Annotated in this window: 1 protein-coding gene; it reads left to right on the top strand. The window is 59.3% G+C overall.

The features are described from left to right. Positions 1-18: 18 nt before the first annotated feature. A partial coding sequence (locus L0M99_RS09775) for a histidine kinase (RefSeq protein ID WP_238128464.1) occupies positions 19-221 on the top strand: 203 nt, incomplete at its 3' end.

Below are 221 nucleotides of genomic sequence, written 5' to 3'. Positions count from 1 at the left end.
CAAACCACTGTGCTGTCAATGCACACTGACATCGCCCGTGAGGCACTGAACGAGAACCACTCAGAGACCCGCAATGCTCTGCGCATCATCAGAAGCACCACTGAGGACATGATGGCTCAGCTGCGCAACATCGTGGCCACCCTTCGCCAAGAAAGCCCAAGGAGCCACACCGGCAGCGAGGGGACCGCAGCGATCAAGGCCCTCCCAGACTTATTCGCGTC

Origin of the sequence: Varibaculum cambriense (genome assembly GCF_022133705.1) — a bacterium.
GTDB classification, from domain to species: domain Bacteria; phylum Actinomycetota; class Actinomycetes; order Actinomycetales; family Actinomycetaceae; genus Varibaculum; species Varibaculum cambriense_A.
The sequence above is the reverse complement of the archived record's forward strand: the minus strand, read 5'-3'. Positions and strand labels throughout refer to the sequence as shown.